The organism is Lentimicrobium saccharophilum, assembly GCF_001192835.1.
In the GTDB taxonomy this organism is placed as follows: Bacteria; Bacteroidota; Bacteroidia; order Bacteroidales; family Lentimicrobiaceae; genus Lentimicrobium; species Lentimicrobium saccharophilum.
Genome location: NZ_DF968183.1, coordinates 487512 through 508032 on the forward strand (window position 1 = coordinate 487512; position 20521 = coordinate 508032).

General features: G+C 49.1%; 17 protein-coding genes and 1 tRNA gene. 12 read left to right on the forward strand and 6 right to left on the reverse strand.

Translation table 11 applies throughout. The features are described 5' to 3' along the window. Positions 1-27 precede the first annotated feature (27 nt). Positions 28-900 (forward strand): outer membrane protein, encoded by an 873-nt coding sequence (locus tag TBC1_RS13930; protein ID WP_172668906.1) that lies wholly within the window; start codon positions 28-30, stop codon positions 898-900. Between the two features lie 111 nt (positions 901-1011). Beyond that, positions 1012-2460 carry a hypothetical protein gene (locus TBC1_RS13935; RefSeq protein ID WP_062044190.1) on the forward strand — a complete coding sequence of 483 codons (1449 nt, stop codon included), beginning with the start codon at positions 1012-1014 and terminating at the stop codon, positions 2458-2460. A gap of 66 nt (positions 2461-2526) precedes the next feature. Here the strand turns inward: TBC1_RS13935 and sucD are convergent, their stop codons facing one another. Further along, complete coding sequence (gene sucD, locus TBC1_RS13940; protein ID WP_062044193.1) at positions 2527-3399, reverse strand: succinate--CoA ligase subunit alpha; 873 nt, start codon at positions 3397-3399, stop codon at positions 2527-2529. 139 nt (positions 3400-3538) lie between these two features. On the opposite strand from sucD, the gene mnmE reads away from it, so the two are divergent. Beyond that, positions 3539-4942: a tRNA uridine-5-carboxymethylaminomethyl(34) synthesis GTPase MnmE gene (gene mnmE, locus TBC1_RS13945; protein WP_062044196.1), complete on the forward strand. Its 1404-nt coding sequence runs from the start codon at positions 3539-3541 to the stop codon at positions 4940-4942. A 135-nt stretch (positions 4943-5077) separates the two neighbouring features. Here the strand turns inward: mnmE and TBC1_RS13950 are convergent, their stop codons facing one another. Further along, entirely contained in the window at positions 5078-5314 is a 237-nt protein-coding gene (locus TBC1_RS13950; RefSeq protein WP_062044199.1) for a hypothetical protein, read from the reverse strand. A gap of 833 nt (positions 5315-6147) precedes the next feature. Here TBC1_RS13950 and tnpA point away from each other — a divergent pair. Beyond that, positions 6148-6600 (forward strand): IS200/IS605 family transposase, encoded by a 453-nt coding sequence (gene tnpA / locus TBC1_RS13955; RefSeq protein ID WP_062044201.1) that lies wholly within the window; start codon positions 6148-6150, stop codon positions 6598-6600. Between the two features lie 964 nt (positions 6601-7564). Here the strand turns inward: tnpA and TBC1_RS13960 are convergent. Next, positions 7565-8407: a DUF6599 family protein gene (locus tag TBC1_RS13960; protein WP_062044204.1), complete on the reverse strand. Its 843-nt coding sequence runs from the start codon at positions 8405-8407 to the stop codon at positions 7565-7567. A 53-nt stretch (positions 8408-8460) separates the two neighbouring features. Then, positions 8461-9639: a DUF362 domain-containing protein gene (locus TBC1_RS13965; RefSeq protein ID WP_062044207.1), complete on the reverse strand. Its 1179-nt coding sequence runs from the start codon at positions 9637-9639 to the stop codon at positions 8461-8463. A gap of 369 nt (positions 9640-10008) precedes the next feature. Here TBC1_RS13965 and TBC1_RS13970 point away from each other — a divergent pair, with 369 nt between their 5' ends. Beyond that, entirely contained in the window at positions 10009-10794 is a 786-nt protein-coding gene (locus TBC1_RS13970) for a hypothetical protein (protein ID WP_062044210.1), read from the forward strand. A gap of 108 nt (positions 10795-10902) precedes the next feature. On the opposite strand, the gene TBC1_RS13975 is transcribed toward TBC1_RS13970, so the two are convergent. Next, positions 10903-10977: transfer RNA gene (locus TBC1_RS13975), tRNA-Val, on the reverse strand. A gap of 198 nt (positions 10978-11175) precedes the next feature. Here TBC1_RS13975 and TBC1_RS13980 point away from each other — a divergent pair. From TBC1_RS13980 to TBC1_RS14005, 5 genes are all read left to right on the forward strand, one after another. Further along, on the forward strand, positions 11176-11910 hold the full coding sequence (locus tag TBC1_RS13980) for a hypothetical protein (protein WP_062044213.1): 735 nt from the start codon (positions 11176-11178) through the stop codon (positions 11908-11910). A gap of 45 nt (positions 11911-11955) precedes the next feature. After that, on the forward strand, positions 11956-12819 hold the full coding sequence (locus TBC1_RS13985) for a restriction endonuclease (RefSeq protein WP_082189638.1): 864 nt from the start codon (positions 11956-11958) through the stop codon (positions 12817-12819). Positions 12820-13165: 346 nt separating this feature from the next. Beyond that, positions 13166-15637 (forward strand): AMP-binding protein, encoded by a 2472-nt coding sequence (locus TBC1_RS13995; RefSeq protein WP_062045589.1) that lies wholly within the window; start codon positions 13166-13168, stop codon positions 15635-15637. Between the two features lie 176 nt (positions 15638-15813). After that, entirely contained in the window at positions 15814-17049 is a 1236-nt protein-coding gene (gene ilvA / locus TBC1_RS14000) for a threonine ammonia-lyase (protein WP_062044218.1), read from the forward strand. Positions 17050-17148: 99 nt separating this feature from the next. Then, positions 17149-17640, forward strand: coding sequence for a metallophosphoesterase family protein (locus TBC1_RS14005; RefSeq protein WP_062044221.1), 492 nt, complete (start codon positions 17149-17151; stop codon positions 17638-17640). Between the two features lie 4 nt (positions 17641-17644). On the opposite strand, the gene TBC1_RS14010 is transcribed toward TBC1_RS14005, so the two are convergent. Further along, entirely contained in the window at positions 17645-18118 is a 474-nt protein-coding gene (locus TBC1_RS14010) for a DUF4293 domain-containing protein (protein WP_062044225.1), read from the reverse strand. Between the two features lie 203 nt (positions 18119-18321). On the opposite strand from TBC1_RS14010, the gene TBC1_RS14015 reads away from it, so the two are divergent. Together TBC1_RS14015 and TBC1_RS14020 are read left to right on the forward strand one after the other, a co-directional pair. Next, complete coding sequence (locus TBC1_RS14015; protein WP_062044228.1) at positions 18322-19803, forward strand: ArnT family glycosyltransferase; 1482 nt, start codon at positions 18322-18324, stop codon at positions 19801-19803. Beyond that, positions 19790-20458: an HAD family hydrolase gene (locus TBC1_RS14020; RefSeq protein WP_062044230.1), complete on the forward strand. Its 669-nt coding sequence runs from the start codon at positions 19790-19792 to the stop codon at positions 20456-20458. Before TBC1_RS14015 ends, TBC1_RS14020 begins: the two co-directional genes overlap by 14 nt. The last annotated feature ends 63 nt before the right edge of the window (positions 20459-20521 follow it).

Sequence of the window (20521 nt, forward strand, 5' to 3'; positions counted from 1 at the left end):
TTGCTGGACCAGAATTTCCTGAGGTATATGCGCGCGTTTGACAGCCGCATGGATTTAATCAGGGAAGAGAACACCCATGTTTACAATTATTATCAGTCATCCTTCGACTATGTTCCGGTCGGGGGTGAGCTGGATAAATGGACGATGGACCTGGCATCAGCAATTAAAGCTGATTATGAGCCCGGTTCATTGGAATACCTGCTTTGCCTTTTCTATTCAGGACAGACCGACACTGTTTTCCAATTGCTGACCACTTCCCCTTATCGCGAAACGGTTCCCGGAAAGCACTACAATGAAGAACTCAGTAAGGTGCTGAATCTGCCTTCCCTCAGCCTTTCATTTTATGGCGGCACCTGGATCCCCACCGGGCCGCTTGCATCCATGGGCATGCATCCCGAGCTGGGGATGACCTACGGCCTCAAAATGAAGGAACACCTTTACGAACTTGTTCTTGGTGTGAAGTTTATCAAAACCCCGGAATCCTATCTGGCAAGGAAGGAGAAAAACGGTCCTCAGGAGCTGACCAATGACTTCACCGGCGGCTATATTGCTGTAGAATACACCCGCGACCTGTTCCGGAACATCCGTTTCACTCCTTTCTTTACCGCCGGCGCAGGATTTGACGGTTTCACCATGTTCAATACCGACGGCAACGATGAGGAGGAAACAGCCTCGGCCAACAGCTATAACTTCAGCATTGGCGGAGGTTACCGCTTTCCGGTGGCCAAAAGCTCTTACCTTGCCGTTCAGGCAAGGTACAATATGGTTGATTATACCCTGAACAAGCTCTTTGATAAAAAGGGGCACGTGGTAAGTATCCGGCTCAGCTTTGGCATATTTCAGAACCAGTACCGCGACCGGCAACTTCAGCAGCTGAATTACCAGGGATCCCGGAAATAATTCACGGTCTGCCCGCCAAGATATGTTAATCAAGGAAATCAACCACTTCCATGCAATAGAACAATACAGGTACCGGCTGAATCGTTACCTTTGCAACATCAAACCGAATTCATGAAACGATACCGATTCCTGGCCGGGTTGTTACCGGTGTTTGCTTTACTTTTTTTCGCATCCTGTCAGAAAGACGATAAATTTGACAATAATCCGGATCTGAATCTGTCATTCTCAGCAGATACCGTTTTTTTCGACACAGTATTCACCACTGTTGGGTCTTCCACAAGGGTGTTTATGATCTACAATCCTTCCGACAACAAGGTCAACGTCAGCTCTGTAAGGCTTGCGCGCGGCAGCAGTTCACCGTTCAGGATGAACATCGACGGCATCGCTGCCACGGAGATCAGGGATCTTGAAATTGCCGGTAAAGACTCCCTTTTCGTTTTTGTTAAAGTCACGATAGACCCCAACCAGGCCAATGCCCCACTGATTCAGAATGACAGCATCGTGTTTACCACCAACGGTAATATTCAGGATGTGAAGCTGGTGGCCTGGGGACAGGATGCTTATTTTTACAGAAACGGGATTATCGGAAGCGATTATGTGTTCACCCCGGAGAAGCCGCATGTCATTTACGGTTACCTGATCGTTGATTCACTCTACACCCTTTCGGTGGAAGCGGGCGCCAGGGTACACCTGCACAGCGGGGCCATCCTGATGGTTTACCGCGATGCTACCATCAAAGTGAACGGCACCCGCGAAAATCCGGTGATTTTTGAAGGCGACAGGCTGGAAGATTACTACCGCGATATCCCCGGACAGTGGGGACGCATCTGGCTCTATGCAGGCAGCATCAACAACGAGTTTAATTATGCCGTTATCCGCAACGGTGAAGTGGGCATCCATGCCGACACCACCGGCAATTCGCCCAACCCTACCCTGAGAATCAGCAACTCGCTGATCTACAATATGAGCAAAACCGGCATACTGGGTCAGGGAACCACCATAGAAGCGGCAAACTGCGTGATCGGCAACTGCGGGGCCCGGTCACTGGCCCTGACGCTTGGCGGTCGTTACGATTTCAGGCACTGCACCATCGGCAATTTCTGGAATAAGTCATTCAGGAGGGAAACCGCGCTGGTACTGAACAACTACTATATTGACTTCACGGGGGCCGTGCAACTCAGGCCGCTGGAGCAGGCCTACTTCGGCAACTGCGCCATTTACGGGGAGAAAAATGAAGAAATCACCTTCGACCAACACAGCAGCGGCGGGGTCTTCAACTACCGTTTCGAAAACTGCCTTTTAAAAACAGAAGCCAATATCGAAGATGCTGAAAAGTTCCCCGGCTCCCTGAAAAATCAGAACCCCTGGTTCCGCGATCCTTATCAGGCACTGTACCAACCCGACACGCTGGTCTCCTCCCTGATCAACAAAGGGAATGCCGGCGTGCTTAACGGTTCGTTTATCAATCTGCAGGAGGATATTGACGGCAGGTTGCGCACCGCTGACACGGCGCCAGATATCGGCGCGTATGAATTCAGCGAAGAAAACCGGAAAAAGTAATCCGGCAGCTATCTAACAAAACAGCCAGGCTTTCCGGCCCGGCTGTTTTTATATCTGCAAAGAAAACTATCCTTTGAGCACTTCCAGCATTTTAGCGCCGATTTCGGCCGGGGAATCCACCACATGCACCCCGCATTCGCGCAGGATGGCTTTCTTGGCTTCAGCCGTATCTGAGGCTCCTCCCACGATGGCACCGGCATGGCCCATGGTACGGCCTTTGGGCGCGGTGGCCCCGGCGATAAAACTGACCACCGGCTTGGTTCCGTGCGCTTTGATCCAGTAAGCAGCCTCGGCTTCCATGCCGCCACCGATCTCGCCGATCATCACAATACCTTTGGTTTCGGGATCGTTCATAAACAGCTCAACGGCATCGCGGGTGGTAGTCCCGTTGATGGGGTCGCCGCCGATTCCGATGGCGGTGGTCTGGCCCAGTCCTGCTTTGGTGAGCTGGTCAACGGCTTCGTAAGTAAGGGTGCCCGAACGGCTTACAATGCCCACCACCCCTTTCTGATGGATAAATCCGGGCATAATCCCGATCTTGGCCTCACCCGGGGTGATGATGCCCGGACAGTTCGGCCCTATCAGCCGGCTGTCGCGCCCCTTCAGGTACTCCTTCGCCATCATCATGTCTTTTACAGGAATTCCTTCGGTGATGCAAACGATGACTTTTATTCCGGCATCGGCCGCTTCCATAATGGCATCCGCGGCAAATGCCGGCGGAACAAAGATGACGGACACGTCAGCCCCGGTATCTTTCACCGCATCGCTTACCGTATTGAATACCGGTTTACCCAGGTGATACCTTCCGCCCTTTCCGGGAGTGACGCCACCAACCACATTGGTGCCGTATTCAATCATCTGGGAGGCGTGAAATGTTCCTTCGGTGCCGGTAAATCCCTGCACGATCACTTTAGAATTCTTGTTAACCAGGATGCTCATAAAAAGGCCTTTCGGGTTTAATTGGTAAATTTAACAGGCTAAAATGAAAAAAAGCTAATTTTGTTCAACAACTTCCTGAAAAATTGCTTAAATTCCATCATTCTTTTGGATGGCCTAAAATAATGAAAATTCTGACGCCATGAACCTGAGCTATTTATCTTCCGACGATACCATCTGCGCCTTATCAACACCTGCCGGCATGGGCGCCATTGCCATCATCAGGCTCTCCGGACCTGACGCCATAAAGACAGCCGCTCAATATTTCAAGCCTAAACGCCATGATTTCAAGCTGGAAGCATCCGGTTCACATACCGCGCATTTCGGCACTTTCGGCACCGAAGCCGGCGTGATTGACGAAGTGCTGATCACCGTCTTCAGGGCGCCCAATTCTTACACCGGCGAGGACGTGGTTGAGATTTCCTGCCACGGTTCCGTTTACATCCAGCAGAAGATCATCGAAGTGCTGCTGCAGCATGGCGTAAGGCTCGCGGAGCCGGGTGAGTTCACCCTCAGGGCATTTATGCACAACCGCTTCGACCTGTCGCAGGCCGAAGCCGTGGCCGACCTGATCGCCTCCAATTCCGAATCCTCGCACAAACTGGCCATCAACCAGATGCGGGGCGGGTTTTCGGAGAAAATAAGGGAACTCAGGGCGCGCCTGGTCGATTTCGCCTCCCTGATTGAGCTGGAGCTTGACTTCAGCGAGGAAGACGTTGAATTCGCCGACCGCAGCGGCCTGCTTAAACTGCTGGCCACCATCAAAACCGAGATCGAGAACCTGAAATCAAGCTTTGCGCTGGGCAATGTAATGAAACACGGCATTCCGGTGGCCATCGCCGGCAAACCCAATGTGGGCAAGTCCACCCTGCTGAACGCCCTACTGAACGAGGAAAGGGCCATTGTTTCCGAGATCCCCGGCACCACCCGCGATGCCATTGAAGATACCATTGCCATCAAAGGGGTGACCTTCCGTTTTATCGATACCGCCGGCCTGCGCCACACCAACGAGCCCATAGAAACCATCGGTATCGAACGCACTTATGAAAAGATGAACCAGGCCGCCGTGGTGCTGTACGTTTTCGACATTACCACCGCTTCGGAAAAAGAGATTGATGACGCCATCGCCGATATCCGGATGCAGCTTGAAGACCCTGACAAACAGATTATTCCGGTGGCCAACAAAACGGATATGCTGCTGGAGGCCCCCCACTCCTTTAAAAAACTGGTGGAACTCGACACCTTGTTTGTTTCGGCCAAGCGCAACGAAAACATCAACCTGATTACCGAACGACTGCTAAAAACAGCCCATTCCGGCGAGACCGGAGATCAGACCATTGTTTACAGCCTCAGGCATTACGAAGCCCTGACCCGCGCCGGGCTCAGCATCGAAAGCATTGAAAAGGGATTTGCGGAGAATCTCCCCACCGACCTGATCGCCATCGATATCCGGCAAGCCCTGCACCACCTGGGCAGCATCACCGGTGAGGTGACCACGGAAGAACTGCTGGGGAATATTTTCGGGAAGTTCTGTATCGGCAAATAAATCAGCTATTTATGTTCTATTAATGAATCTGTAAAGCCATTGATTCAAGCGTTGACCTTCGCAACATGAAAGACCTGATTGAGTTTTTTATCAGCTCCCTCACCCCTGCTTAAATAGCCAGCCTGTGCCTGAGCATTAACATGTCATCCTTTTAGGCATGTTTTGCCCCGGAATCACTGGCCTGGTTTGTCTGGAATATTCACCATTGTCGGTAAGTACGGCATCATCAACGGCTATCAACTGATTGCCGTTGTAATAATAGGTAAGGTTGTCGATGATGTCCGTACTCCAGTTGCTGAGGCTGCCTTTACGTTCAATGCCTTTTATGTTCCCGTTTAAATCGTATGATTTTATCCTGTTTTTCCTGAACAAAAAATTGATTACCTTAGACCTGAATTAATGATTATAATCCGATCATTCCTTTAACCATATTTATTAACAGATTCCGGTTAAGCCCTGAAAGGGCGAAATATAATAATGGCGGGAGAAGCCCGCCGTAAAAGAAAACCAGATATGAACCAAGCCCTGAAGGGGCGCAATTTAAAAACATCAGGCTGGGCCAATCACTAAAGAAATCAGCCTGAGCCCTGAAAGGGCGAAATATAATAATGGCGGGAGAAGCCCGCCGTAAAAGAAAACCAGATATAAACCAAGACCTGAAGGGGCGAAATATAAAAACATCAGGCAGAGCCAATCACTAAAGAAATCAGCCTGAGCCCTGAAAGGGCGAAAGATAATACCGGCGGGAGAAGCCCGCCGTAAAAGAAAACCAGATATAAACCAAGCCCTGAAAGGGCGCAATACAAAAACATCAGGCAGAGCCAATCACTAAAGAAATCAGCCTGAGTCCTGAAAGGGCGAAAGATAATACCGGCGGGAGAAGCCCGCCGTAAAAGAAAACCAGATATAAACCAAGCCCTGAAGGGGCGAAATACAAAAACATCAGGCAGAACCAATCACTAAAGAAATCAGCCTGAGCCCTGAAAGGGCGAAAGATAATACCGGCGGGAGAAGCCCGCCGTAAAAGAAAACCAGATATAAACCAAGCCCTGAAAGGGCGAAATATAAAAACATCAGGCAGAGCCAATCTCAAAGAAAATCAGCCTGAGCCCTGTAAGGGCGAAAGATAATACCGGCGGGAGAAGCCCGCCGAAAAGAAAACCAGATATAAACCAAGCCCTGAAAAGGCGCAATACAAAAAGATCATGGGACAATCATTAGTAAAGAATTACCTGCACATCACCTTCAGCACCAAGCATCGTGTACATCTGATCCACCCACCCACCGAAGCCGAGCTGCACAGTTACCTGGGAGGCATCTGTAAAAACCTGGACTGCCAGCCGCTGAAGATCGGCGGCTTCACCAATCACGTGCATATTCTCTGTATGCTGTCAAAAAATGTGACCCTGGCAAAACTGCTGGAAGAGGTAAAATCCCATTCATCAAAATGGATTAAAACCAAAGATTCCTCATTAAAGAACTTTTACTGGCAAAATGGTTACGGGGCTTTCTCAGTTAACCCGGCTGAAGTTGATGTTGTGAAGGCCTATATTGAGAATCAGCATGTACATCACAGAAAGTTAACTTTCGAAGAGGAGTATCTGGAATTTCTCGCCAAGTATGGAATAGAGTATGATGAGAGATACGTATGGGATTAGTGATTACGCCCCTTCAGGGCTGTACTTTCTGCGGGGGCCGGACTCCACGGGGCTGCGCCCCGCGTTAAGGGATAACGCCCCTTCGGGGCTGTGCTCTCTGCTGGACCTGAGGTTCAAGGGGCTGCGCCCCGCGTTAAGGGATAACGCCCCTTCGGGGCTGTGCTCTCTGCCGGACCTGAGGTTCACGGGGCTGCGCCACGCATTAGGGGATGTCGCCCCTTCAGGGCTGATCTTCCGTCGCATCCGGATTCCTCCGGGCTCCGCCCAGGGTTAATGAATGGCGCCCCTTCGGGGCTGTGCTCTCTGCTGGACCTGAGGTTCAAGGGGCTGCGCCCCGCGTTAAGGGATAACGCCCCTTCGGGGCTGTGCTCTCTGCCGGACCTGAGGTTCACGGGGCTGCGCCCCGCGTTAGGGGATGTCGCCCCTTCAGGGCTGATCTTCCGTCGCATCCGGATTCCTCCGTGCTGCACCCAGAGTTAATGGATGTCGCCCTTGCAGGGCTCATTTTGCAGTCGGATCAGGATGTCACAGGGCTTCGCCCTGTGTTAGTAAATTCAGCCCTTGCAGGGCTGATCTCCCGCCATATCCGGATTACACGGGGCTGCGCCCCGCGTTAGGGGATTTCGCCCTTTCAGGCTGATCTTCCACCGAAGTCGAGTTCCGAAGGGCTCTCCCCCATGTTAACGGATTTCGCCCTTTCAGGGCTCACTTTACTGCCAGATCCGGATGTCACGGGGCTGCGCCCCGCTTTAGGAGATCTCGCCCTTGCAGGGCTGATCTCCCACCGAAGTCGAGTTCCGCAGGGCTCTCCCCCATGTTAACGGATTTCACCCTTTCAGGGCTGGTTCTCCTGCCGGATGAGGGTTTATAATCAGAATACTCCACTCCTTATAAAACCGAAAGGCTGTCCCGCAATGCAGCACAGCCTTCAATAATTCCCTCGTTTAAATTGACTATCTGTAGACTAATACAGTCCTTTTTCAAGATTCTCAAGCAGTGTGGCCGGGGCGGCGCCTTCGGTCAGTAAAAGCCGGTTTTGCCCGCGGGAGAAAAGGCGGAATACGTTTACTTCCTCCGTGGAAGTTGCAAGTCCGGCAAAGCCGTTCTGCTGTATGAATTTTTCCCTGTCAGCTCCGTCATTAAAGCGAATCTCAGCCACATAGTAAGGCTTCCCGTCTGCTTTCACAGTAAGTATCCAGGCTTCAAAACTGCTCAAATCCCCGAAGAGCGCATCCCAACGGACAAAGCCGTTCTGTATTCCCAACCGGCCGGTAACCAGTTTCAGGTCGCGGAGGTCCGAATCCTGAAATTCCGCTTTGAAAATACCGGGCACCTCCGCTTCTTCTCCAGGCAACCGGGCAAGCAGATCACCGGCAATGGCGAGCATCACCCGCTCTCCCTCAGCATTGCCGGCGGGGTTTGATACTGAAAGGTAGTATTTGCCCTTTGCCGCGATGTACTGATAGGGCGTCAGGCAATCATGATGTGTAAGTGTTCCGGAGGCGCGGCATCTGAAACGGGCGATGCTGTATATGCCGTATGCCGCCGCGGCAGATTTCATGCAGTAGAGATCCGCCTTAAAATCAAGGTTGGAAGCCTTCACGTCAAAAACGTGAATCTCCTCAAACCCGTATTCCAGGTAGAGATCCGCCCCGCCATTGATGTAGCCCCACAATTCCTCATTGCCGAACTGCCTGACATTCACCGAGACAAAGCCGGGTATGGAATCAGGATCAAGCGCCGGTGTTTGCTGGGCAAATGCAGTTCCGGCCAGCAAAATCAGTAATACAAGTTTAAATAGTCTCATAAAGAATTCAGATAAAGGTCCTTTGCTTTCTGCTAAAACCGGCCAATGCCATGCTAACGGACAACTTCCACCAGCTCTATTTTCTCCATATTGCACTCGCCCAGTCCCAGGCGGGAAGCATATTCCATAAATTGCCTGCCACGGGGGACGTCCTCCTGCTGAATCCCCTCCTCAATGCGCTTATGCAGGACGATGTCGTAACCGATGCGGTCAACGGCCACGGGATCGGTACCAACCAGCAGGGTGTTGTAGTTACAGATGTATTGCGGATTGGCGCCCGGACCACCCTGGAAGCAGCCGCGCAGGCCGTCGGCAATGTTAAGCACCACCTTATCGCGCACCGGCGGGAAGCAGCAGACTTCGGCGCTGGTATCGCCCCAGAGTTTTGCGTGCAGACGACCGGTATTGGTGATTACCCCGTAGCCCAGATTCTTCAGGCAGAGCGTAATGGAGGCTCCGGCATTTTTCAACACGGGAACGTTGATGATCTTATCCAGCTGCTGGGTACAGATCTTTGTAAAATAGGAATATTTGCCCCCATTCACCATAAAGGGCATGGTGTAATCATCGTATTCGCCTTCCACATCGGCGAAGTAGAACCAATCGCGGTCAATCACGGCTTCGCTGAGCAGCTTTCCGTCGCTGCCGTAATAGGCACCATCGGCACCTTTGCGTTCTGTGCCAGTGATGGTGATGCCCGGATAAGCTTCAGGGGTGAAACCGGCTTCGTGCAGCTGAAATTCCCGGCGGTCCCACAGCACAATATTTTCCCCTGGAATTCCCGCTTCGAGCAGTTGTTCAATAATGCTCTGCACCAGTTCATGGCTGCTGGAGAGCAGGGTGCCGCCGATGGGATTCAGTTTCAGGCCGATTTTTTCGTGGGGCTGTACAAAGGTCAGCCAGGCTTCTTGCAAGGTGGCGGCCCCGGTCAGCAACAGCATAGATTCCGACAGCATATTGTACACCACCGTCTTCACCGGCTTGTCATCCTGCACGGAAGCCATATCCACGACTTTTACCACCCTTGCAGGGAATTTTCCCGGGAGGGAACCCTCCTTCCGGGGATATTTAAGCGCATCGGCGATGTTGGTGGCGGGCTTTTCCGCATCCTGAACCTGCGCTAAGACCGATTTAAGGGGTGAAGGAGCGATCATGGCTCCCAGACTGCCGGCTGCTGCCAGCTTAAAAAATTTCCGGCGTCCTGATTCATCCGGCTTGTCATTTTTGCTCATGGCGATCGATTATATGCTTCGGATTACAAAGATCAAACCTACATGAATTTATGCAAATACACAAACAACTGATAAATTTTTCATATTTATTTCTCTGTCAATTTATTCAATCTGTTACCCGTCAGGTTTCATTATGATGAGAAGGCAAGCCGAACGTAAGGGCTTGTTGGCTCTTTGATTTCTATGAAACCTTAACCAATGCTGAATTGCAGATCTTTTCAGACATTTTCCCATTAAAATTATCAGATTATAACCAACAGCCTTTAAAGGTTTGTATCTTTACTTGTTATATAAAAACAGCATATTTCTGTTCCGCGGTAATGCAGAGGCTCAGGAAAGTCTACTTTTATAATGTATGATAAACAAACTATGAAAAATCGCCTGCTGATCCTGACAGTACTGTTGAGTTTTTTGATTTCATCCTGCAAAAAGGAGCCTGCGGTTGAAAACCCTGACCCTGTAATTCCTGATCCTGACAGCCTTATTGTTGAGGAAGATTATTTTCTTTTCCCTGACTCTGCGCTCTGGATAGAAACACGCAGTTATGAGGAAGGCGTTAGTCATCCTTATTATGATCTCTGGTTTTATAACATCGATACATCATATTTCTATTTTTCGGGTGATACCACACTCAGCAGGCCTACCATGCTGGGATATGACGACTTTTTGCCCGAAGAGCCGCATCTGTACAAAAAGCTTTTCTGGGTAAGGAGGAATTACCGGTGGAACCTGCCGGAAGAGATACCTGACAAACACCCCGGAACATTGACAGTAACCTCAGGGTATGCAGCTTTTCTGAGGCAGGACACTGCTACCAGGCGGGTATATATTGATCCTAACAGTGATTACTTTCATTCCTACCCGCTCGAAAGAGAGTACATACTATATGATTTCAGCCTTAAAACCGGCGACACACTGCCGTTTAATGCATGGAACGGATTCATTGCAAATACCTACACGGTTGATTCTGTCATTACCACAATTATTAACGGTAAATCGCTTAAAACCTATAAAATTTACCAAAATCACTACTATTACAAAGGCACCGTTATTGAAGGAATCGGCGGACTTGACAGCTTTTTAAGAAGCCTTGGAGGAAAGTTGGTTTATTTCCGTGGAAAAGGATTTGAATATCACTCGCCGGATCAGAAATAAGACTTGTTCAATCAAATACATTAAGCACTAACCGATTAACAGCACCCTTGTATTTTTATTATTGAAAGTTTAACTGTTGAGGAAAGGTCGAAAGGAAATAATCAACTGTGGGACGTACTGGACTCGAACCAGTGACCTCTTGCGTGTGAAGCAAGCGCTCTGAACCGACTGAGCTAACGTCCCTGAGAAAGCGCAAAGATAGGCAGAATATGCTGTGATTGTTTCACACTTATCCGGAAAAATTTGAAAGGAAGTGCAATGACAGAATAGGAAAACGTTTGAACTTTCATTAGAATATTCATATATTTGATTGTCAGCAGAATATCCAATCGAATGTATGGCCTTTAATAAGGGCCAATTTTTATAAGAAAAAAAGCAGTTATGAAAACCCCAATCAGGACCTTGCGCCTGCTTTTTATTTTCAGCATCGCCATGGGCTTTCTGGAATCGGCCGTGGTAGTCTATCTCAGGGAAATTTACTATCCCCATGGATTTTCATTCCCATTGGTCAACTTGGAACGTCAAATACTGATCACAGAGCTTTTGCGCGAGGCGGCTACCCTGATCATGCTACTGTCAGTTGCCATACTCCCGGGCAGAAATACGATTGAACGCTTTGCATATTTTCTTTTCTGTTTCGCCATCTGGGATATTTTCTACTATGTATTTCTATGGATGCTTATCGGATGGCCTGCTTCCCTTCTTGAGTGGGATATCCTCTTTCTGATCCCCGTTCCCTGGGCCGGGCCGGTGCTGGCGCCTTGCCTGCTCTCGCTGACAATGATATGTTATACCGGTTCCATTCTGGCCCTTCAGCAACAGCATTGTCCGGTAACGTTAAAATTCCGCGACTGGATCCTGATGACAAGCGGAAGCCTGATCATTATACTTTCCTTTACCATGCCGTATCTGAGACTTATGGCCGAAATGCCCGGCCAGACTTCATCTGAAGAACTGCTGCAAAAAATTTCCGCTTATATCCCCGGAAATTACAACTGGTTTTTGTTTGTCGCCGGAGAATTCATCCTGCTGACTACCATCCTCTTCATTATACGGCGATGCAGGAAGAACCGAAAATCTCCGGTACCGGGCCCTTTTGCTGATTCCATGGCATGACGATTTCTTTTACTACTTTTACTGCCATCAAGATCATCCGTAGCAATGGCCAATCATATTACCGTAAAGAAATCGTCCGGAGAAACTCAGGAATTTTCCGAAGAAAAACTTATTCAATCACTTCGCAATTCCGGTGCATCGGAAGAGATTATCCGGTCCATACTACCTGAAATCAGGAAATCGCTTTACGAAGGCATATCCACCAGGGTCATTTACCGCAAGGCCTTTGCCATGCTCCGCAGGCGGGTGAATGCACTGGCCGCGCGTTACAGCCTTAAAAATGCCATTATGGAGCTTGGGCCCACCGGATATCCTTTTGAAAAATTTGTCGGGGAACTGATGAAAAAAATGGGCTACGAAGTGCTTACCGGACAGATACTTCCGGGGAAATGCGTAAACCATGAGGTAGATGTGGTAGCATGGAAAGACAATCATAAGATTCTGATTGAATGCAAATATCACAATACGGCAGGTAAAGTCAGCAGCGTACAAGTGCCCCTGTATATACAGTCACGTTTTCTGGATGTAAAATCCGTATGGGAAAGCCAGCAGGAGAATGCAGGCAAAACATATCAGGGATGGGTGGTTACCAATACCCGTTTTTCGGACGATGCTGAGGCTTACGGGAAGTGCGCAGGGCTCCACCTGATCGGGTGGAACTATCCCCGACGGGGCAGCCTGAAGGAACTGGTGCAGCAAACGGGAAATTTTCCCATTACCGTAATCACTGGCCTCAATAAAAAACAGAAACAACAACTGATTGACAAAGGTGTGGTACTCTGTTCAGGCCTTTGCGAAAAACCTGAATTGCTGAACAGCCTTTCACTCACCGCCAAAGCCAGAAATAAAATCATCCACGAAGTACGCACCCTGTGCAGTCTTGCCATAACCACCATTCTTCCGGATTAAGACCGGCTCCATCACTTGGAAATCAACAAGATAGAGCTACTTACCATTTAAAGATAATCCCGGTTCAGTGTTCGTCCGGCACATGGATGATTGTGCATAATAAAAACAATTCACCGGTTCTGCATGGTCAAATGCTTTGTCCGGAGTAAAGGAAGTTTCGGTCAGCTCAACCCTGATAATTATTCTCCATACATGCATATAATTGCGTACTTTTGTAAATTGTATTGGGTAATCAACAGGCTTTCCGTCGAAATACCGTCACCGGGCATGATCATAATGCAGTTGGTAAAAACCTTTAACGACAGGCTGGTTTTTTGATTATCCGATGTTCATATACAATAACTTTATGTTAAAAGAAGCGGGTCAGCATTCAGCCATTACATACGGGTCAGACAAACTGACTTATGAGCAGCTTTTCGGAAAGATCCACCATTTTGCCGGACTATATCAGGTTGAACCGGGGGCGCATGTGGTGATTTTCTCCGAGAACAGGCCATCATGGATTTATGCGTTTTACTCAGTCTGGAAAAAGGGAGCCGTGGCGGTTCCTGTCGATTATATGGCCACAGCGGCTGAGGTCGCCTATATACTGGGCGACTGTGATCCTTCAGCCATATTCTGTTCATCCGGCACTTCTGCCATTCTGCGCGAAGCAACCGGCTTATCGGGTTGTAATGCCCCTGTGCTTCTCCTCGACGACCATGAGGCCTCCGGTTGTGAACCACTGCCTTCGGCCGGGCTACCCGGGCACCAGCCCGATGACACCGCGGTGATTATTTATACTTCCGGGACCACCGGCAGCCCGAAAGGCGTGATGCTTACTTTCAGGAACATCATTGTGAATATCGATGCGGTAAGCAGGCATATTCCCATTTATAAATCCGACTCCCGTGTGCTTGTCCTGTTGCCATTACATCATGTGTTTCCATTGCTGGGAACCATGATTATCCCTTTGTACCTGGGCAGTATGATTGCGATTAGTCCGAGTATGGCTTCCGAAGACATCATCAGGACCCTGCAGGTGAATAAAGTCACCATATTGATCGGGGTTCCGCGGCTTTATGCCGCCATCCGGAAGGGGATTAAGGACAAGATTAACCAGAGTTCTTTGGCTACCCTGCTTTTCAGGATTGCCCGTAAACTCAACTCAAAGAAATTCTCAAAAACGGTTTTCGGCACGGTACACCGTAAATTCGGCGGTGCACTCGAAACGCTGGTTGCCGGTGGTGCGGCGCTGGATGTGGAAGTCGGCAATGACTTTAAAACCCTGGGCTTCGAGGTGCTTGAAGGATACGGTATGACTGAAGCGGCTCCCATGATCACATTCACCCGTCCCGGAAGGGTAAGAATCGGATCTCCGGGCGAGTGCATGCCGGAGGTGCAGATTCAGATTATTGATGGTGAAATCGTCGCCAAAGGGCCGAACATCATGAAAGGCTATTACAAAAGCCCGGAAGCCACAGCTGAAGTGCTGAAAAACGGCTGGCTGTATACCGGCGACCTGGGGCATATTGACAAAGATGGTTTTCTTTATATAACAGGCCGGAAAAAAGAAATTATTGTCCTTTCAAACGGCAAAAATGTTAATCCTGTAGAACTTGAAGATGAGCTGCTTACATCACCTTATATAAAGGACTGCGGTATATTTTTTGAGAACGATCAGCTGCAGGCGATTATCCTTCCTGATCAGGCTGAATTGGCAGCAATCCCGGGTCGTGATGCAGAGGACATCCTTAAATGGGATGTGATTGAGCCATTCAACCGCAAGGTTTCCGCATACAAAAAAATCATGCGTATTCATGTGACCGATCAGGAACTTCCGCGGACCAGGCTGGGCAAGCTGCAGCACCATAAACTGATCGAGCTGGTTCATAAGCAGCACATCAGTGACATCAGCCAGCCTGTTTTTGACCATCCTGAATATGCGCTGATCGCTGATTATCTTGAGAAGGAAAAAGGGCAACGGGTGCTACCCTCCTACCATCCTGAAATGGACCTGGGCATGGATTCGCTCGATAAGGTTGGGTTCCAGGCATGGTTACAGCAAACCTTTGGCATAGACCTTCCACCACAAAAGATGGCCGAATTTGCCAGTCTGGCCCAGTTGGCCGAATGGGTCAGCGATCACAAGGTACGTATGGAAGAAGGTGACGTTAACTGGAATGATATTCTCCGTGAAAAGCTGGATCTGAAGCTTCCCTCGACCTGGAAAATAGGCAGCCTGGCTTTCAGGTTGTCGCGTCACATCTTCCAGCTTTACTTCAGATACAGCAGCAAAGGGGTTGACAATATTCCCGACGGCCCCTGCATCATCGCACCAAACCACCAAAGTTCCTTTGACGGACTTTTCGTTGCTTCCGTGATGAAAACCAAACAGATCAGGGAAACCTACTTCTATGCCAAGGAACAGCATTTCAGGCAGAAATTCCTGAAATACCTGGCTGCAAGAAACAACATCATCATCGTAAACCTGAATGTTGATCTGAAGCAATCCATACAAGCCCTGGCCGAAGTGCTGCGGCAGGAGAAAAAACTGATTATTTTCCCGGAAGGAACCCGCACATTGAACGGAGAACTGGGGCATTTCAAGAAAACCTTTGCCATACTTTCCAGCGAACTCAATGTACCCATTGTACCCGTGGTGATTGACGGGGCATTCAAGGCCTTGCCCAAGGGGAGACGTTTTGCCCGGCTATGGGCCAGGGTCAGGGTTGAGTTTTTGCCGGCGGTTCATCCTGAAGGACGCAGCTACGATGCAATTGCTGCGTTGGTGATGAATCAGATACAAAGAAAACTGTCAGGCAAGGAACCTGATTAGTATGTGAATACATCCGCATTATGTCCATCCGGTGATCGCTGCACCCCGTAACTCTGCGTCTTCTTTCATTCCCATCACCTGTGGAGTGCAACTAAATCAGGCTTCCGGAGCTTCTCTGCGAATTCCGTTGATTGCCCCGTGGCTTTTTATAACTTTGCAGCACAAACATCCATGCCATGTCAGTAGCCGTAAACCAACACCCGCTGCCCCGTTTTTCGGATATCATTAATGCCCAGTCAACACTCAGCAAGGTAGTTAAACAAACCCCGCTAGAACGGAGCAAGTCGTTCTCAGCTATGTCGGGCGCTGATGTTTACCTTAAGCTAGAGAACTTCCAGACGACAGGTTCTTTTAAAGTCAGGGGTGCATACTACAAAATCAGTAACCTGACCAAGGAGGAATCGGCAAAAGGCGTACTGTGTGCTTCTGCCGGCAACCATGCCCAGGGAGTAGCTTATGCTGCCACGAAGCTCGGGGTGAAAAGTACCGTATTTATGCCGGTTTTTGCCCCCCCGCTCAAGGTAATTGCCACCCGCTCTTACGGCGCCGAGGTGGTGCTTACCGGCGATACTTTTGACGATGCCTTCAATGCCGCGCTTGAATTTCAGAAAAAAACGGGGGCCACGTTTGTGCATCCGTTTAACGATCCTCATATTATTGCCGGTCAGGGAACGGTAGGCCTTGAAATCTTTGAGCAGCTGCGTGAAGTAGACGACGTACTGGTTCCTATCGGTGGTGGCGGACTGATTGCGGGAATCGCCATTGCCCTGAAGCAACTTAACCCGGGCATACGAATTATCGGCGTTGAGGCCGACGGCGCACAGTCGATGAAAGTCTCCATAGAAAAGGGTGAACCTACTGCCCTTACTTCCGTTAATACCATTGCCGACGGCATCGCGGTGAAATCGCCGGGCAACCTCACTTTTGAAGCCGCCAGTAAGCTCGTGGATGAATTTGTGGTGGTCAACGATGCCGAAATGGCCCGTACCGCCTACCTGCTGCTGCAGCGTGCAAAAATACTCACCGAACCTTCGGGGGTTGCCGCGATGGCTGCCATCCTTTACCAGAAAACCAATGTGAAAGGACGAAAGGTCGTTCCCATTATCAGCGGCGGCAACATCAACATGAGCATCCTGGAGCAGATCCTTGACAAAGGGGTTATGGACGAAGGGCTGAGGGCGCGAATCCAGGTGCTGATCCCCGACCAGGCCGGCATGCTGAAGTCCATCATTTCCATCCTTGAAAAAATGAAGGCAAACATCCATGACATCGAGCATGAACGCTCCACTACCAGCGTTCCCGTCGGATATGTGCAAGTAACCATTACCTTTAACCTGCAGGATACCACTCAGTTGCCTACCCTGCTGACGGAACTTGACAAAAAAGGCATGCAATACCAGGTCCTCCGGTAAACCGGCACAAAGCCGGAGTACAATATGAAAAGTCTTTGAGCCGGTTATGCACCATGCTCATTCCCAAAATCACCATCAGCCTGCCGGATTTATTATTATATGAAGAGAATCGGGTTACTTTCAGATACACACGGGCATTTTCCTGAAAAAGCAAGGGCATTTCTGGCTGAATGTGATGAAATATGGCATGCCGGTGACATCGGAGACCTGGAGACGGCCAAAGCGCTGGCTTCCCTGAAATCCTTAAGGGCTGTTTACGGCAACATCGACGGAACCGACATCCGTTCTTTCTACCCTCTTTATCAGGAATTTACCTGCGAAAAGGTGAAGGTGCTGATCATACACATCGGCGGATACCCGGGAAAATATTCAAAAGAAGCGCGGGAGCTGATCGGCCGCATAAAACCAAAACTGTTCATCTCGGGGCACTCTCACATCCTGAAGGTGATGAATGATCCCAAAAACGGATTGCTCCACATCAATCCGGGAGCGGCTGGAAAATCAGGATTTCATCAAATTTCTACCATCGTGCGGTTTATCATCGATGATGAAAATATCCGCGATCTGGAAATCCTGGAAATACCGAAATAGTTATTTAACGGAGACGGTCAGCAGCGCGCACAAGGGCCTCATCTTTACGTATCCCCCTGAATGCCAGCACATACATTACCAGGCTGACCAACATGAGGTAGACGGCAGGATGGTTGAAGTCTGCTTCAATGCCTGTTGCTTTGGTAATGGCACTGCCCAACTGAAAAAACACCAGGGCGATGGCAACCAGCAGCAGGCCAACGAGAAATCTGACAAGTTTAAGTTGCGATTTGCGGTTTTTGTATAGGAAAATGCACAATACTGACATCACTATCACAGCGATCACAACGATCTGAAGACCTATCAGGATATTGCCTGAAACCCCCAGCTGCGGACTTGAACTGTCGATGATGCCTTTCATGTAAATTTCAAGGTATATCTGGTTGTTGTCAATAAAACTAAGCAGTGGAAGAAAGTAAGCAACAGAAAGTGCAATCGCCCCAAGGGCCAGGTAAAGGGTCTGGATTCGCTGGATCATGACTGATTATGTTTTTTGCAAAGATAAAACTGTATGGCTAATGTAAAGCATTATTATGCGATTATACACTGTTGAAAATCGCTTAACTTTGCAACGGTTTTAGTTGTTGTTACCATCTGGGTCTTGAGCACATTGAATAGCCTGATCAGATTTTTAAAACCACCATCAATGCCTGTATTTTCAAAACCCCTCGCCCCGGAAGCATGATAAAACCGGCCGTTTCAGTAAAAATAGCCCTGCTTGCCGTTGCCTTGCTGTACCTTTACAGCCTTTGGCACCGTGAGCCCGATGTGGATGATGCATGGATAGGTGAACATGCATACTGGCTCGTTGAGAAGGGATATGTAAAGTCCGAGCTGATGCATGGAATTACCAATCAGCATGTAAGAAACATTGTCCATCATAAGCTTTTCACCCTGAACGGTGCACTTTTCATCACACTTTTTAGCTTTTCTTTGTGGACGCTCAAGTCGGTCAGCCTGATGTGGCTGTTAATCTTTGGAGTCATATTTTTCATCACCATCCGGCGGAAAGAAGGATCGCCTGCTGCCTGGTTCGCGATGTTGCTGATGGCTGTCAATGCTTTTATTTTTCAGTATTCATTCGTTTACCGGCCTGAAATCATGGTAATGACGCTTGGCTTCATATCCTGGCTGTTTCTCGATCAGTATCTTCACAACAAAAGCAGATATGCACTGATCTTCAGCGGTCTTTTTGCCGGACTTGCCGCGTCCGCCCACCTGAACGGATTGATTTTTATTATGGCCGGCGGACTACTCTTATTGTGGAACAGGAAGCTGCTTCCGGCAATTATTTTCGGGCTGTCTGTACTACCTTCACTCATGATTTACTTTTTTGATTTCACCCGTGAATACGGATTTTCTTATTGGCTCTATCAGTTAAACGACGCTCCGGCGCTGCATAAATCTTCCATCCTGCCGCATTCGCTCTCCTTTTTCGGGAAAATTTTCAGGGAGCATATGCGTTTTTTCCACAGCCCGGCGGAAATCAGTCAAAGCCTGCTGCTGTTGTTCTGCCTCATATTGGGCTATCCCTTCCTGAAGCAAAAGAAGGCTTTGCTTCGTTATTTCTTGTTGCTTGTAATTTCCCTTTCGCTGGTGGCGGTGCATACCACTTCAAAGTATATGCTGATGTATATGCCATTTATACTCTATATCATCACAATTACCTTCCTTCATATTTATGACGGACGAAAAACGGAACAGAAACTGCTGAGGGGCATAGAGGTAAAAAAAGCCTGGCCATGGGCGGTCGCTTTACTGTTCATCTATTTTTCCATCGGTATGATCCGGAATATTCAGATCAGCACCAGGAAATTCGATCCCGGAAAACATGCTGAACTTTCAAACAAATACATAGGCACCCGGCAAGACACCGTTCGCGTGATTGCGCCCATGGACTTCATCTTCAACGAAATAGAACATTTCGAAAGGATACAGGGAGACCTGAGTTTCGCCGATATGCAAAAAGCGGGGCATGACCTGCATGGCAAGTCATTTCTGAAGATGGCCGACAGCCTGGGAATACATTACCTTTTGCTGAGTGATCATTACCTTGAAAAATTCGGGCTGGACGGGTTTACCGTTGCTGACTTCCGGAGTGCGGGATTTACTGTAGCCGGAAAAGAAGAAAACCTGCAGATTATAAAAAATGAAGAACCTTAAAGAATCCGGTCTGAGTCCGGTCAGGAATATCATCTGGGATTTTAACGGAACACTGCTGAATGATCTGGATATCTGCATTGACTCCATCAATACCCTGCTGGAGCGCCGCAGCCTGAGCCGGCTTGACAGGAAACGTTATCTTGAAATTTTTACATTTCCCGTCAGGGACTATTACAGCATTGCCGGTTTTAATTTCGAAAAAGAATCTTTTGAAACCGTTGCCGTTGAGTTTATGGACCTGTACCTGGACAAAGTATCCGGATCCCCGTTGCATCAGGGTGTTAAGGAAGTGCTGATGCATTTTACCGGAAAGGGATTCAGACAGATCATCCTGTCGGCCATGGAACAGGAGGAGCTGACGAAACTGGTCCGGAAGAACGGCATCGCACCATTTTTTGAGCGGGTTTTCGGTATCAGCGATCATCTTGGGGGTGGAAAGCTGGGTCTGGCCGGCAGGGCTATTACCGCTACAGGGTTTATTCCGGAACAGAGTTGCCTGATCGGCGACACCCTTCATGACGCTGAAGTAGCCGAAAAGCTTGGAATTGCATGCATACTCATCGCCGACGGACACCAGTCGGAAAAGCGACTGCGTGCTTCCGGGCATCCTGTACTGCAATCTGTTACAGAACTGACCTCAGTGCTTTCCGGCTGATCACCCGGCCGCAATAAGCGCAGCTGTTTAGCGTTAGGCCTGATATTTCACGCAACCCTGCTA

Bases quoted from the DNA above. Each gene is read 5' to 3' on its own strand.
- TBC1_RS13930 (WP_172668906.1), top strand. From the start codon at position 28: ATGCGCGCGTTTGACAGCCGCATGGATTTAATCAGGGAAGAGAACACC.
- TBC1_RS13935 (WP_062044190.1), top strand. From the start codon at position 1,012: ATGAAACGATACCGATTCCTGGCCGGGTTGTTACCGGTGTTTGCTTTA.
- sucD (WP_062044193.1), bottom strand. From the start codon at position 3,399: ATGAGCATCCTGGTTAACAAGAATTCTAAAGTGATCGTGCAGGGATTT.
- mnmE (WP_062044196.1), top strand. From the start codon at position 3,539: ATGAACCTGAGCTATTTATCTTCCGACGATACCATCTGCGCCTTATCA.
- tnpA (WP_062044201.1), top strand. From the start codon at position 6,148: ATGGGACAATCATTAGTAAAGAATTACCTGCACATCACCTTCAGCACC.
- TBC1_RS13960 (WP_062044204.1), bottom strand. From the start codon at position 8,407: ATGAGACTATTTAAACTTGTATTACTGATTTTGCTGGCCGGAACTGCA.
- TBC1_RS13965 (WP_062044207.1), bottom strand. From the start codon at position 9,639: ATGAGCAAAAATGACAAGCCGGATGAATCAGGACGCCGGAAATTTTTT.
- TBC1_RS13970 (WP_062044210.1), top strand. From the start codon at position 10,009: ATGAAAAATCGCCTGCTGATCCTGACAGTACTGTTGAGTTTTTTGATT.
- TBC1_RS13980 (WP_062044213.1), top strand. From the start codon at position 11,176: ATGAAAACCCCAATCAGGACCTTGCGCCTGCTTTTTATTTTCAGCATC.
- TBC1_RS13985 (WP_082189638.1), top strand. From the start codon at position 11,956: ATGGCCAATCATATTACCGTAAAGAAATCGTCCGGAGAAACTCAGGAA.
- TBC1_RS13995 (WP_062045589.1), top strand. From the start codon at position 13,166: ATGTTAAAAGAAGCGGGTCAGCATTCAGCCATTACATACGGGTCAGAC.
- ilvA (WP_062044218.1), top strand. From the start codon at position 15,814: ATGTCAGTAGCCGTAAACCAACACCCGCTGCCCCGTTTTTCGGATATC.
- TBC1_RS14005 (WP_062044221.1), top strand. From the start codon at position 17,149: ATGAAGAGAATCGGGTTACTTTCAGATACACACGGGCATTTTCCTGAA.
- TBC1_RS14010 (WP_062044225.1), bottom strand. From the start codon at position 18,118: ATGATCCAGCGAATCCAGACCCTTTACCTGGCCCTTGGGGCGATTGCA.
- TBC1_RS14015 (WP_062044228.1), top strand. From the start codon at position 18,322: ATGATAAAACCGGCCGTTTCAGTAAAAATAGCCCTGCTTGCCGTTGCC.
- TBC1_RS14020 (WP_062044230.1), top strand. From the start codon at position 19,790: ATGAAGAACCTTAAAGAATCCGGTCTGAGTCCGGTCAGGAATATCATC.